The 11,831-nt window shown below is 66.8% G+C and carries 9 protein-coding genes; all 9 read right to left on the reverse strand.

Annotated elements, in window-relative coordinates; translation table 11 throughout:
* Nucleotides 1–87 precede the first annotated feature (87 nt).
* Nucleotides 88–879, reverse strand: coding sequence for an ABC transporter ATP-binding protein (locus tag C4S73_RS22065; RefSeq protein ID WP_103874742.1), 792 nt, complete (start codon nt 877–879; stop codon nt 88–90).
* 10 nt (nt 880–889) lie between these two features.
* Complete coding sequence (ntrB, locus tag C4S73_RS22070) at nt 890–1,798, reverse strand: nitrate ABC transporter permease (protein ID WP_103874864.1); 909 nt, start codon at nt 1,796–1,798, stop codon at nt 890–892.
* 68 nt (nt 1,799–1,866) lie between these two features.
* Nucleotides 1,867–4,575: a nitrate reductase gene (locus tag C4S73_RS22075; RefSeq protein WP_244595725.1), complete on the reverse strand. Its 2,709-nt coding sequence runs from the start codon at nt 4,573–4,575 to the stop codon at nt 1,867–1,869.
* Between the two features lies 1 nt (nt 4,576).
* Complete coding sequence (locus C4S73_RS22080; RefSeq protein WP_103874744.1) at nt 4,577–5,818, reverse strand: NAD(P)/FAD-dependent oxidoreductase; 1,242 nt, start codon at nt 5,816–5,818, stop codon at nt 4,577–4,579.
* A gap of 205 nt (nt 5,819–6,023) precedes the next feature.
* Nucleotides 6,024–7,337, reverse strand: coding sequence for a CmpA/NrtA family ABC transporter substrate-binding protein (locus C4S73_RS22085; protein WP_103874746.1), 1,314 nt, complete (start codon nt 7,335–7,337; stop codon nt 6,024–6,026).
* A 320-nt stretch (nt 7,338–7,657) separates the two neighbouring features.
* Nucleotides 7,658–8,698, reverse strand: a complete 1,041-nt coding sequence (locus tag C4S73_RS22090; RefSeq protein WP_103874748.1) for a CmpA/NrtA family ABC transporter substrate-binding protein — start codon at nt 8,696–8,698, stop codon at nt 7,658–7,660.
* A complete protein-coding gene (locus tag C4S73_RS22095; RefSeq protein WP_103874866.1) occupies nt 8,695–9,279 on the reverse strand; it encodes an ANTAR domain-containing response regulator in 585 nt (194 codons plus the stop codon). Before C4S73_RS22095 ends, C4S73_RS22090 begins: the two co-directional genes overlap by 4 nt.
* A 117-nt stretch (nt 9,280–9,396) precedes the next feature.
* Nucleotides 9,397–10,656: an NAD(P)/FAD-dependent oxidoreductase gene (locus C4S73_RS22100; protein ID WP_103874750.1), complete on the reverse strand. Its 1,260-nt coding sequence runs from the start codon at nt 10,654–10,656 to the stop codon at nt 9,397–9,399.
* A gap of 33 nt (nt 10,657–10,689) precedes the next feature.
* Nucleotides 10,690–11,817 (reverse strand): enolase C-terminal domain-like protein, encoded by a 1,128-nt coding sequence (locus tag C4S73_RS22105; protein ID WP_103874867.1) that lies wholly within the window; start codon nt 11,815–11,817, stop codon nt 10,690–10,692.
* Nucleotides 11,818–11,831 lie beyond the last annotated feature (14 nt).

The raw sequence follows: 11,831 nt of genomic DNA on the forward strand, positions 1-11,831 counted from the left end.
CCTCATCCGGCCCGGCTTCGCCGGGCCACCTTCTCCCCCGAGGGGAGAAGGGGTCACCCTGCGCTTTGCACTTCATCGAACCTATCATCACGCCGCCTCGACGAAGCGGTGGCGCTCGTAGAGGAATTTCAGCACCGCCTCGCGGGCGGCGATGTAGGTGCGGTCGGAGACCAGATCGAGCCTCTTGCGCGGGCGCTCCAGCCTGATGTCCAGGACCTCGCCGATGCGAGCCGAGGGTCCGTTCGTCATCATCACGATCCGGTCCGACAACAGCACGGCCTCATCGACGTCATGGGTGATCATGATCATGGTGTTTCCCAGCGTCGCGTGGATCTGCATGATCGAATCCTGCAGATGCGCGCGGGTCAGCGCGTCGAGCGCGCCGAAAGGCTCATCGAGCAAGAGGATCTTCGGCTCCATCGAGAGGCCGCGCGCGATGCCGACGCGCTGCTTCATGCCGCCGGAGATTTCGGCCGGACGCTTGTCCCGGGCGTGGGCCATCTGGACGAGGTCGAGATTGTGCATGATCCAGTCATGCCGCTCGGCCCGGGTCTTCTTGCCCCCGAACACCTTGTTCACGGCCAGACTGACATTGTCGTAGACGCTGAGCCAAGGCAGCAGGGAGTGGTTCTGGAATACCACAGCGCGCTCCGGGCCGGGCTCCGCGACCTCCTTGTTCTCGAGCAGCACAGCGCCCGCGCTCACCGGCGTAAGGCCGGCGATGATGTTGAGCAAAGTGGACTTGCCGCAGCCGGAATGGCCGATGACCGAGACATATTCGCCCTTGTCGATGACGAGGTTGATGTCCTTCAGGACTTCGGTCGTTGCCCCGCCGCGCTGGAAGGTTTTGTCGACGTGATCGATCTTGAGATAGCTCATCGCATCCTCCTCAATTGGTCAGGGTGCCGCGGGTGACGATGGTGCCGACAAAGGCGACAAGGCGGTCGAGGATGAAGCCGACGACGCCGATATAGACGAGCGCCACGATGATGTCGGACAGGCGCGAGGAGTTCCACGCATCCCAGATGAAGAAGCCGATGCCGACGCCGCCGGTGAGCATCTCGGCTGCCACGATCGCAAGCCAGGACAGGCCGACGCCGATGCGCAGGCCGGTGAAAATATAAGGCGCGGCCGAGGGCACCATGATCTTGAAGAAGAACTCGATCTGGTTCAGCCGCAGCACCTGCGCGACGTTGCGATAGTCCTGCGGGATATTGCGGATGCCGACCGCCGTGTTGATGATCACCGGCCAGATCGCTGTGATGAAGATCACGAAGATCGCCGAGGGCTGGCTGTCGCGGAAGGCGGCCAGCGAAAGCGGCAGCCAGGCGAGCGGCGGCACGGTGCGCAGCACCTGAAATACCGGATCCAAGCCCCGCATCGCCCAGACCGACTGGCCAACGAGCGCGCCCAGGAGCACGCCGACGACGGCTGCAAGGCTGAAGCCGATGGCGACGCGCTGGAGCGAGACGAGGATGCGCCAGCCCAGCCCGATATCCTGTGAGCCGTTCCAGAAGAACGGTTCGGTGATCAGATCGCGAGCCTCGGCCCAGATCCTGGTCGGCGTCGGCAGAGCCGATTGCGGACCGTGCGCGGCCAGCTGCCAGACGAGCAGGATCAGCGCCACCGTGATCAGCGGCGGCACGAGATTGACGAGCGCGGTGCGCAGCCAGGGGCCGAGCCGGTCGGCGAGCCGCTTGGTCGCGACACCCGGAAGCGTCACCACCTCCGCCTTCGCGCCCGGCAGGGCGACGATCTTCGCGCCCGATGTCGCGCTCTTCAAGACAGCCTGACCCATCCCGATACTCCCCTGATTGAGCTGTTCCGTTGCGCCCGTCATCCCGCCACCATTCATGCCGCCACCGTTCATGCCGCCACCGTCTCGCGCGCCGATGCGCCGATGCGCCGGATTTCCGGCAGGCAGGAGCCGCAATTCGTGCCGGCCTTGAGCTGGCGGCCGATATCCTCGGGCGTCACCGTGCCACCACCAGTGAAAGCCGCGCGGATCGCGTTCAGCCCGACACCGAAGCAGGCGCAGACGGTCGGTCCGGGATCGGCGGCGCCGTCGAGCCTGCGGCCTGCAAGCAGGGCGAGCCGGTTTTCCGGCACGGACTGCGGATCGGCGAAGGCGAGCTTGACCGTATCCCAGAGCGGCGCGCGCCCGGCTGGGCCGACGAAGAGGGCCGCAGTGAGCCGGCCGCCCTGCGTCACGGCGCAGCGATAGACGCCGCTGTCGCGGTCGATCATCTCGATCAGATCGGCCGTGCCAAAGGCATCCCGAACGGCGGCCATCAGGTCGTCGAGCGTGGCGTCGGTTGCAAAGAGCCGGCCCTCGCCGCCTTCGACGGCGAGCTTCGCCCACCAGCTGCCCGCCGGCAGAGCAAAGGTCCCCCGCGAAAGCACGAAGCCCTGCGAGGCGTAAGCGACCGGCGCGATCGATGATGGCGTCGCCTTGAGCTCGGGCTGGCCGGAATAGGGGTCGCAGGCAGGCTGGACGGCGGCGCCAATGCGGGCATGCGAGGCCGTCTCGCCCGACCAGTGGATCGGCGCGAAGAGCGAGCCCGGTTGCGCGCCGGGATCGAGCGAAACCTTGAGGATGACCGCGCCATGCGCATTGGCGATGCGGGCGAAGCCGCCCTCGGCGAGGCCGAAGCGGGCGGCGTCGGCCGGATGAACGAAGATGCAGGGCTCGCCGATATGGGCGGACAGGCGCGGGCTCAGGCCCGTGCGCGTCATCGTGTGCCAGTGGTCGCGGACGCGGCCGGTGTTCAGGAGCAGCGGAAAGGCGTCGCTGCGCGCAGCCGCCAGTTCCGGGATCGCGAGCGTCGAAAGCTTGGCGCGGCGATCTGGCGTGAAGAAGCCGCCATCGGCGAAGAGACGTTCTGTGCCCTGTGGCTGGCCGATGGGAACCGGCCACTGCACGGGTTTCAACCGATCATAGGCGTGCTTGGACAGGCCCGCATGCGCGCCGATATCGAAATCGCGGCTGCCCTCGTTCTCGAAGGCGGACAGCGCGGCATGTTCCGCATAGATCTCCGACCCATTCCGGAAGCCGAAGGCCGCGCCGAAGCCCAGCCGCCTGGCCACCTCGCAGATGATCCACCAATCCGGCTTCACCTCGCCCGGCAGGGGCAGGAAGCCACGCTGGCGCGAGATGCGGCGTTCGGAATTGGTGACCGTGCCATCCTTTTCGCCCCAGGCGGCGGCGGGCAGGATGATATGCGGCTTGGCTGCGAGCGTGTCGTTGGAGAGCACGTTTTCGGATACGATGAAGAGATCGAGCCCGTTCAAGGCAGCGCTCACCTTGTCGGCATCTGGAAGTGAGACGGCGGGGTTGGTCGCCATCACCCAAAGCGCCCGAATGCGCTTTTCGGCGACGGCATCGAGCATCTGGACGGCCTTGAGGCCTTCGCTGCGGGCCATGTTCGGCGCGTTCCAGAAGCGGCGGACGCGGTCGATCTCGACGGGCGTGTAGCCCATATGGGCCGCGAGCATGTTGGCGAGCCCGCCGACCTCGCGCCCGCCCATGGCGTTGGGCTGTCCGGTCAGCGAGAACGGACCGCCCCCGGGCCGGCCGATGCGGCCGGTGGCGAGGTGGCAATGCAGGATCGCGGCGACCTTGTCGGTCCCTTGCGCCGACTGGTTGACGCCCTGGCTCCAGGCCGTGACCACGGCCGGCGTGCCGGCCCAGAGCGCATAGAAGGCTGCGATGTCGTTAGCGTTCAGCCCCGTGCGAAGCGCGATCGACGCGAGATCGGGCGCAATCGCGCGCGCATTCTCCAGTGTCGCATCGAAGCCGCTGGTATGGCGTTCGAGATAGGTCTGGTCGATCAGGCCGGCCTCGGTGAGGTGCACGAGCAGGCCGGCGAAGAGCACGCTGTCAGAGCCCGGCTTGAGCGGCAGCACGAGGTCGCAATCCTCGGCTGTGGCGGTCACGCGGGGATCGATGACCACGACTCTCGCGCCACGTTCGTTGCGGTTCTGCTGGATGCGCCGGAACAGGACCGGATGGCACCAGGCGGTGTTGGAGCCGACCAGCACGATCAGATCGGCGCAGTCGAGGTCCTCGTAATTGCCGGGCACGGTATCGGAGCCGAAGACGCGCTTGTGGCCGGCGACGGTCGAGGACATGCAGAGCCGCGAATTCGTGTCGACATGGGGCGAGCCGATGAAACCCTTCATCAGCTTGTTGGCGACGTAGTAATCCTCGGTGAGAAGCTGGCCGGAGAGGTAGAAGGCGACGGCCTCGGGGCCTTCACGAGCGATGATGGCCTTCAACCCGTCCGCGACGGCGTCGAGCGCGATATCCCAGGACACGCGGTCATAACCGCCGGCCTCATTGCGCATCAGCGGGTGGAGCACGCGGCTGCCCAGCCCCAGCGTCTCGCCGAGCGCCGAGCCCTTCGAGCAGAGCCGGCCACGATTAGCCGGATGAGCCGGATCGCCGGCGATCAGCGCCCCACCCTTGCCGTCTGGCGTCGCGAGCACGCCGCAGCCAACGCCGCAATAGGGGCAGGTCGTGCGGATCGCGGCGTCCGCCATGCCGGGGCCGGGAAGCGTGTCGTCGACGCGCATGTCAGGCCGCCTCCCCGATGCGCCCGTCGGCGCAATAGGATTCGCCGAAAGGCAGGTCGGCGCGGATCGCCGTGATGTCCTGGCCGGAGCGGATCAAACCGAGATAGAACAGCGCCCCTTGCGTGTCCCCGACCAGCACGCAGCCCGCGAGCCGGCCCTCACGCAGCACGAATTTGCGGTAGATGCCGGCGGCGCGGTCGCGGAGCACGACGATCTCGGCCCCCTCCCCGGCCTCGAACTCGCCGGCCGAGAAGACGCCGACACCACTGACCTTGAGATTGGTGGCGAGCAGAGAGCCGGGATAGGCGGCGTCTAGTCCGGCATGTTTCTGGCCGGCAAGCCGCATCGCCAGCACCCGCGCCTGCTCATAGGCCGGCTCGACCAGCCCGTAGACGCAGCCGCGATGCTGCGCGCATTCGCCTATAGCGAAGATGTTCGCGTCGTCGCTGGCCAGACCGTCATCGACGACGATGCCGCGATCGACGGCAAGACCCGCCGCCTTGGCTAGGTCAGTGTTGGGTCGCACGCCGATGGCGATGACCACGAGATCGGCCGGGATGATCGTGCCGTCGGCCAGCTGGACACCCTCGACCTTGCCATTTCCGATGAAGCCCTTTGTGGCGCTGTTCAGCCTGACAGCGATGCCGCGCGCGGCCATTGCCGAGGCGAGCAGGGCGGCGCCCTCCGCGTCGAGCTGGCGCTCCATCAACCGGTCGACCAGATGCAGCAGCGTGACGTTGCCGCCGGCCTTCGCGAGGCCATAGGCCGCCTCGAGCCCGAGCAGGCCGCCGCCGATCACGACGATGCGCGCCCCGCGCTGCGCATAGGCCCGCATCATGCCGACATCGGCGGTGTCGCGGAAGGTCGCGACGCCCGGCAGTTCGCCGCCGGGAAAAGCCGGCTTCAGCGGCCTGGAGCCGGTGGCGAGGACGAGCTTGCCATAGGGCAGGTTCAGGCCGTCCTCCAGCGTGACGGTCCTGGCGGCGCGGTCGATGCCGGCGACGGCGCGGCCATAGAGCGTGGAGACGCCGCGCGCCTTCCACCAGGCGGCGGGCTTCAGCTCGATATCGAGCTCGGCGATTTCGCCCGCCAGCAGCGGCGATAGCAGCACGCGGTTATAGGCCAGCCGGTCTTCCGCTCCGATCACCGCGATGGAATAGCGGCCGAGCGCGCGCTGGCTGAGTTCGTCGACCAGCCGCGTCGCCGCCATGCCCTTGCCCACGATGATCAGCGGCTCGGCCATTACTCCCTCCCCCCGCTTGCGGTGGGGAGGGTTGAGGTGGGGGGCAGTGCCGACATTGCGAAGCGAAAAACACCCTCAGCCCTCATCCCGACGAGCCGCGCAGCGGCGTCTCGAAGGAGGGTCCAGAGCGCGCTGGAATCTCCTTCGAGACGCACTCCTGCGGAGCGCTCCTCAGGATGAGGGCTGAGGGTGCGATGTGTCATCCTCAAGCGATCCGCTTGATCTTGAGCGCCTTCAGGTAATCCAGCGGCGCGGCGGGATCGAATTTCGCGCCGTCGAAGAAGGTCTCGACGCCGCGTGAATCGCTGGTCGGGGCGCCCGCGACGCCCAGCGTCCTTGCGGCCTCGCGCCAGAGATCGGCACGGTTGGTCTTGTCGACGAGAGCCTTGATGTCGATCGTCGGCTCGAACTTGCCCCAGCGGATGTTCTCGGTGACGAACCAGCTGTCATGGCTCTTGAAGGGATGGGAGACCTCGCCGCCCTCGCCCCAGAACTTCATGTAGAGGTTGGTGCCCTTGGCCTCGCGGCCATTGCCGTAGTTGATGTCGCCCTGCAGGCGCTTGTTGATGTCGGTGACGGGGACGTTGAACCATTGCCGCTTGCCGACAATCTCGGAGAGTTCCTGGCGGTTCTCCATCTTGTCGGCCCACATCTGGGCTTCCATCACCGCCATCAGGATGGCTTGCGTCGCCCTGGGGTTGGCGTCGACGAAATCGGCGCGCATGCCCAGGATCTTCTCGGGATGCTTGAACCAGAGTTCGCCGGTGGTCAGGGCGGTGTAGCCGATGTTCTGGTTGACGAGCTGCTCGTTCCAGGGTTCGCCGACGCAGAAGCAGTCCATCGTGCCGACCTTCATATTCGCCACCATCTGCGGCGGCGGCACGACGATGACCTTGATGTCGCTGTCGGGGTCGATGCCGCCAGCGGCGAGCCAGTAGCGGATCCAGAGATCGTGCGTGCCGCCCGGAAAGGTCATCGCGGCCGTGAGCTCCTTGCCGGCTGCCTTCTTGCGCTCGAAGGCCTGCTTCAGCGGTGAGGCGTCCTTCTGGACGTTCAGGTCCTTGTATTCGTTGGAGACCGAGATCGCCTGGCCGTCCTGGTTCAGGTTGAGCAGCGTGTACATCGGCAGCGGCTGGCCGTTCTGCATGACCTTGCCGGTGGAGTAGAGATGCGTCTTGGGCCGCAGGATGTGACCGCCATCGATGCCGTTGGCCTTGAAGCCGAGCGCCATGTTGTCGCGCGTCGCGCCCCAGGAGGCCTGTTTGGCGATGTCCATGTCGGGCAGGCCGTATTTGGCGAAGAGGCCTTTCTCCTTGGCGATGACGAGCGGGGCGGCGTCGGTCAGCGCGATATAGCCGAGCCGCGTGCCCTTGACCTCGGGACCGGCGGATTGCGCGAAGGCACCTGACGGCAGAGCCAGCCTGGCAGCGCTCAGCAGCGCCGCCGCGCCCGACAGCTGGATGAGCTGGCGGCGGCTGGTGGCGGTCTTCCTCGCCTTGGTCTCGACTGTCTCGGTCATCGATCGCCTCTCGGGTGGACTCGCGTTGGGGTGAAATGCGTCTGCGCCGGAACGAAAAACGCCGCGCGAAAGCACCTCGGAAAGGCACGTTCGACAGCGGCGTTGCTGTGCGTCTCGATCTGAAAAGGGCGCGGGCAGCCTTGGCCGCGTCACGGAATTTCTTACAAGGACCGTGCCAACTGGCTGAAACCCTGCCGGTCCTTTGAATTGCAATAGCTTAGACGTGCCTCAATTCCGTCAGCCGTCGCAAGGCGGGCTTTGTTGCGCCGCACAATTCTACTGCAGTTGCGCAAAAAACATGCAACGACACAGCAGCGGCGTCAGCTGCCTTCGAATAGGGCAGGACGAAAAATCGCCCGGGCCTGCTCGGTCATCTCCGGGCTGCGGACGATCTGGCCCGCCTGCTCCATGCCTGCGAGAATCCAATGCGCGTGATCGGGATCGGGCCGCAAGGCCTCGCGGTCGAACCGGATGAAGCGCTCGATCTGGCGGGGCGGCCGGCCGGCTCCCTGGCGCAGCTCCCCGTGCAGCACCGGTTCGAGAATGTCCTGGGGCAGAGCGAGGCGGTCCGGCTTCGAGAGATGCATGGCGAGGCGGTCGCGGTTTTCGGGCCGGCAGGCCCAGTCGCTCGCGCGCAGGATCGCAGCGTTGAGTTTCGAGACCGCGGCGGCGCGACGCTCCGCATCGTCGGCGCGCCAGGCGAGGACCTTGTCGGGACAATTGCGGCGCAGATCGACACCGCACAGGACCATCGCACCGATCCCGGCCGCGACGGCAGCCGCATTCCAGGGCGCACCGGCGCAGAAACCGTCGACCCGACCGCTGGTCAGGGCCTCGACAGTCTGCGGCGGCGGCACGATCTCGAAGCGGACATCCTCGCCGAGCTTCAACCCGGCCTCGGCCATCCACTCGCAGAGCAGATAGGTGTGGCTGGAGAAGCCGAAGACGGCGGCAAAAGTCAGCGGCGGCAAGCCCGACGCCTTGCGGCGCGCGATCATGGCGGCAAGAGCCCGCGCCGACACCGCCGGATCGGCCATATCGCCATCGGCCAGCCGCGCCATCTCCTCGAAGCGGCGCAAGGATATGGTGATCGCGCTGCCATCGAGATTGAGCGCGATCGGCACCGCCATCGGCGCCTTGACGCCGCCGATCCCCAGCGTGGCTGCAACCGCCGCAGGCCCCAGCATATGGGCGGCATCGAGCAGCCGGACATTGAGCTTGTCGCGCAGGTTGGACCAGGAGACCTCGCGGACGAGTTCGAGATTGAGGCCTTCGGCTTCCGCGAAACCCTCGTCCTTGGCGAGGATGACGAGCGCACAGTCGACCAGCGGCATGAAGCCGACACGCAGGTGCAGGGTCATTTCAGCACCTCGGCGGCTGTGATGATGGAACGTGCGATGTCGACGAGCTTGCGCTTCTCGTTCATGGCCGTGCGCCGCAGCAGGGCGTAGGCCTCCTCCTCGGGCAGGTTCTTCATGCGCATGACGATGCCCTTGGCGCGGTCGATCAGCTTGCGCTCCTCCAACTGCGAGCGGGCCTCGTCGAGTTCCTCGCGCAGTTTGCGGAAGGCGTTGAAGCGGCTGATGCAGGTCTGCAGGATCGCCTGCATGCGCTCCTTCTTCAGGCCATCGACGATATAGGCGGAGACGCCGGCCTCCACGGCGGCCTCGATCGAGGCCGAATCCGACTGGTCGACGAACATGGTGATCGGCCGCCGGACATGGCGGCTGACCAGGAACATGTCGGCAAGCGCATCGCGGCTGGGGTCTTCGAGGTCGATGACGACGACGTCGGGATCATGCAATTCGATCGCCGCGACGAGCCCATTTGTGCCACCGACCCTGACGATCTCGTGCGAACCGGCCTCGCGCAATCCTTCCTCGATGATCGCGGCGCGAACCGGATTGGCATCGACGATGAGGATTTTGATGCTCTGCGTCATGCTCTGCATTGGCGGCGGCCGGCGATCTCGCGTTCACGTTACCGCAAACCGCGGAGCCCGGCGCATGCGAACATCGTGCCGACTGCGCGCTGCCGCGCAGTCGGGGCGATCCGTCGCTCAGAAGCGCTTCGCGGCGAAGGGTGTCAGATCGATCGCAGACTTCAGGCCACCGACCAGATCGGCTGCGAGGCGACCGCTGCATGGTCCCGTCGCCAGTCCGACATGGCCGTGCCCGAAGGCGTAGACGATGTCTGGCGAGGCCGAGGACGGCGCGATCACAGGCAGCCCGTCCGGCGTCGAGGGCCGGTGCCCCATCCAGCGCGATATCTTCGTCTCGTCCGACACGGGACCCGATCCCGGATAGGTCGAGAGGGCTTGTCGCAGCAGGATGTCCGCGCGGCGCCAATCGGGCGGGGCATCCATGCTCGCCAGTTCGACCTGACCGGCGGCGCGCAGGCCGTGCCGGGTCAGGGTGTTTCCCATCTTGCCGTCGCTCGGCATGATCGGCGTTGTCGGCGCTGCAGCGGGGTCGGCAATGACGACGTGGTAACCGCGCTCGCTTTCGAGCGGCACGGCATCGCCGGCGAGCTTCGCGAGTGCCTTCGAGCGGATGCCGGCCGCGACGACGGCCCGGTCGCAATCGATCCGGCCCGCATCCGTGAGCACGCCGCTCAACCGGCCCTGGCTGACCGCGAAACCCGTCGCGCTGGCCTGCGTCAGCACTGCGCCCCTGCTCACTGCATGGTCGACAAGCGCGGCGACATAGCCGCCGGGATCGACGCAATGGCCGCCCTCCTGCACGAGCACGCCGAACGCATAGCGCGGCGCCAACGACGGCTCGCGGCGGGCCAATTCGGCAGCATCGAGTTCGAGCCAGCGCACGCCATTGTCGCGGCGCAGCCGCCAAGACAGCGCTTCGGCCTCGAAATCCGAACGATCCGGATAAGCGTAGAGTAGCCCCTCCCGCCGGATGAGATCGGGCTGGCCGATCTCGGCCGCCAGCGCGACATGGCGCGCGGGCGCGTCATGCAGCAGCGAGGACAGGATGCGCGCCGTCCGCTCGACCTTCGCAACGGTTGCCCCAGCGAGCAGGAAGCGGATCAGCCAGGGCGCGAGGCGCGGCAGCATGCGCCAATGGATCGTCAGCGGGCTTCCGGGGTCGAGCAGATAGCCCGGCACCTTCTTCCACAATCCCGGCATCGACATCGGGATGATCGAGGCCGGGCTGAGCCAGGCGGCATTGCCAAAGCTTGCCGCCTGCGAACCACCCGGCGGGCCGGGATCGAGGATGGTGACGCGATGTCCGTCCTTCAGCAATTCCAGCGCGGTCGCGGCACCGACGATGCCCGCCCCGACGACCACCACATGCAGTGACATCGACGATATTTCTTTCTGCTCGGGGCTGCGCGATCAGCGCTCCGCCAGCACGCGCGCATTGGCCCGCACGGACTGCTCGGTGACGCGGATGCCGAGGCCCGGCCCCTCGGGCACCACGACATGGCCGTTGCGGTTGGCGACGCGCTCCTCCAGCACATCCTCGGTCAGGACGTGATGGGGCATGTAGAACTCGCAGCCCAGCGAAATGCCTGGCGTCGCGGCGATCAGCTGTGTCCCGGCGGCAAGGCCGATGCCGCCCTCCCACAGCGTCCCGCCATAGCCGGGCAGGCCTGCCGTGTCGGCGATGGCCATGATGCCCTGCGCCTTCAGCAGGCCACCGGCCTTCATCAGCTTGACCGAGATCGCATTGGCCGCCTTCAGGCGGATGATCTCCACGAGATCGCGGGCGTCGAAACAGCTTTCATCGGCCAGGATGGGCGTATCGAGCGCCGCGACGAAGGAAGCCATCGCATCGAGATTGTGCCGGGGAACCGGCTGCTCGATGAAGGTCGGCGCGAACTGGTCGACATCGCGCAGAATCTTGATGGCGCCGAAGGGTTCGAGCGCCTGATTGTAGTCGAGCCTGAGATCGATCGTATCGCCGAATTCGGAGCGCATCGCCTCCAAATGGGCGAGATCCTCCTTATGCGGCTTCACGCCGGTCTTGACCTTGTAGATCACGTTGCCGGCCGGGACCATGGCGCGCATCCGGTCGAGATCGGCGGCGAAATCGGGATCGGCGATCGAGAAGGAGAGCGGGATCGTATCGCGGACGCGGCCGCCGAGCAGGTCGGCGACCGAGAGGTTCGCGGCCTTTCCGACAATGTCGAGCAGCGCCATCTCGATGGCGACCTTGGCCTCGGCATGGCCGACCAGCGCGCGGTCGAGCAGGGCCATGGTTTCGCGGATGCGCTTGACCGGACGCCCCATCAGGACGGGCCGCAGATAGACGTCGATCGCGGCGAGCGCTCCCTCCGCAGTGCCGGTGAAGACCTCCCAGGGCGCGGCTTCGCCCCAGCCGACCACGCCGTCGCTGGCTGTAAGCTCGACGAGAACGCGCTTGACGGTGCCCTTGACGTTGCCGACGCCCTGCAGCCGCGCCATCTTGATCGGGCTCTCGATGAAGAAGAGCCTGATCCGCTCGACGACTGCCTGGTTCATGACGGCTTGGTTCA

It is taken from the genome of Allobosea lathyri, from assembly GCF_900108245.1.
GTDB lineage: Bacteria > Pseudomonadota > Alphaproteobacteria > Rhizobiales > Beijerinckiaceae > Allobosea > Allobosea lathyri.